Origin of the sequence: Burkholderia sp. CpTa8-5 (assembly GCF_017815045.1) — a bacterium.
Taxonomy (GTDB): domain Bacteria; phylum Pseudomonadota; class Gammaproteobacteria; order Burkholderiales; family Burkholderiaceae; genus Burkholderia; species Burkholderia sola.
In genome coordinates this window covers 1-1,727 of record NZ_JAGIQD010000067.1, presented here as the reverse complement: position 1 = coordinate 1,727, position 1,727 = coordinate 1, and the positions used below count along the sequence as shown (strand labels likewise).

General features: G+C 59.5%; 1 protein-coding gene. It reads left to right on the top strand.

Features of this window, described 5'->3' with window-relative positions:
• Window positions 1-118: 118 nt before the first annotated feature.
• Entirely contained in the window at window positions 119-1,609 is a 1,491-nt protein-coding gene (locus J8I35_RS34330) for an ISNCY family transposase (protein ID WP_209929386.1), read from the top strand.
• The last annotated feature ends 118 nt before the right edge of the window (window positions 1,610-1,727 follow it).

Below are 1,727 nucleotides of genomic sequence, written 5' to 3'. Positions count from 1 at the left end.
ATTATCGACATTTTTTGTTGTAGTAGCTTTTTAGAAATGTCGTGTTCTAGCCATTTAGAAATGTCGCGTTTGGACCTCGGTAAGCTTGCCGGCTCCCCGTCAGATCATGGAGCCGGCGATGCACCGAACAGCACTGGTGACATTGAACATGAGAGAACTCGACCGTCTGAAGGTAATCCAGGCTGTAGTGGATTTGGGCGTGAAGCCTGGCCGCGCGGCCGAACGCCTGGGCCTGACGGTCCGGCAGATCGAGCGGCTGGTGATTCGATACCGGGAGTCTGGCGCGGTGGGCCTGACCTCGCGCAAGCGTGGCGGTCCTGGCAACCGGCGGCTGGATGCGGAGTTGGCCCAGCGGGCCCTGACGATCATCCGGGATCGCTACGCCGATTTCGGGCCGACACTAGCGTGCGAGAAGCTTCGGGAATGCCACGGCATCCAGCTCGCCAAGGAAACGGTACGGCGGCTGATGACGGAAGCTGGTTTGTGGGTGCCACGCCGGCAACGACCGCCGAAGGTCTATCAGCCACGAGCACGGCGGGCGTGCCTGGGTGAACTGATCCAGATCGATGGCAGCGACCATCGGTGGTTCGAGGAACGGGCGCCGGCCTGCACGCTGCTGGTATACGTCGACGATGCAACGAGCCGGTTGATGATGCTGCACTTCACGCAGACCGAATCGACCTTCAGCTACTTCGAGGCGACGCGAGCGTATATCGAGTGCCATGGCAAACCGGGGGCGTTCTATAGCGACAAGTACAGCGTGTTCCGCAATACAACGCCGGGCAAGACTGGCAATCGGGTGACGCACTTTGGCCGCGCGATGTACGAGCTGAACATCGATACGTTTTGCGCAAACAGCAGTCCGGCCAAGGGGCGAGTCGAGCGAGCACATCTGACGTTGCAGGATCGCTTGGTCAAGGAGATGCGGCTGCGTGGGATCAACACGGTGGCCGACGCCAACGCTTACGCGCCCTCCTTCATGGCCGCCTACAACACACGCTTCGCAAAGCCGCCGAAGAGCGACTTCAATGCACACCGATCGCTGCGCGCCGACGAGAATCTCGACTTGGTGATGACGTGGCGCGAGCCGCGGAAAGTGACGAAATCGCTCACGGTGCAGTACGACCGAGTGATGTATTTGCTGGACGATACGCCGGAGAATCGGAAGCTGATCGGTCGAACGATCGAGGTGTGGGAGTACCCGGACGGGCGCATCGAACTCCGAACAGAGGGTCGCATGTTGCCCTGCAGACAGTACGACCGGCTGGCCGAGATCGATCAAGCTGCTGTTGTCGAACACAAGCGCCTGAGTCACGTGCTCCAGGTTGCGCAGACGATCCAGGCGCAGCGCGATAACAGTCGAATCGGTAAGGCTCCATCCCGAACGAATCGGGGCGACTCATCCAAGACGAATCGCAACACCTCCCGGCCGGATAAAAAGAAGCAGCGTGAAATCACGCAGGCCGATGTAGAGAAAGTGATCGTGGATCTCTCCGAACGCAGACAGGCGCAAGAGCCCGCGCGCAAACCTGGCCGTCGGTCTGCGAGGCGCAGCGACGCAAGCGTAAGCACCCTGCCCGTTCAGGACCAGCTCTTCGACACTGCGTGATCTGCAGCTCATGAGAAACAAATCCTGAACCCCTGAACATGAGAAACAAATCCTGAACCCCTGAAAACGCGACATTTCTATCTGGCTGGCGCCCCGACATCTTGAAATGGCTACGACA